1 protein-coding gene is annotated in these 297 nt (G+C 56.6%); it reads left to right on the top strand.

Annotated features, from left to right (window positions below; translation table 11 throughout):
• A partial coding sequence (locus Q8X51_RS32210) for a ribonucleotide-diphosphate reductase subunit beta (protein ID WP_407694953.1) occupies window positions 1-297 on the top strand: 297 nt, incomplete at both ends.

Genomic DNA, 297 nt, shown 5'->3' with positions numbered 1-297 from the left:
CCCGCTCGATCTCCGATCCGAAGTTCGAAACCGGCACCGTCGACACCGACAAGGAACTGCTGCGCAACCTGGTCGCCTACTACTGCGTGCTGGAAGGCATCTTCTTCTACTGCGGCTTCACCCAGATCCTGTCCATGGGCCGCCGCAACAAAATGACCGGCGTTGCGGAACAGTTCCAGTACATCCTGCGCGATGAGTCGATGCACCTGAACTTCGGTATCGACGTGATCAACCAGATCAAGATCGAAAACCCACACCTGTGGGATGCCGAGATGAAGGAAGAAGCGACCCAGATGA

Origin of the sequence: Pseudomonas sp. Yb2C2, from assembly GCF_052112325.1 — a bacterium.
GTDB lineage: Bacteria > Pseudomonadota > Gammaproteobacteria > Pseudomonadales > Pseudomonadaceae > Aquipseudomonas > Aquipseudomonas marginalis.
The sequence above is the reverse complement of the archived record's forward strand: the minus strand, read 5'-3'. Positions and strand labels throughout refer to the sequence as shown.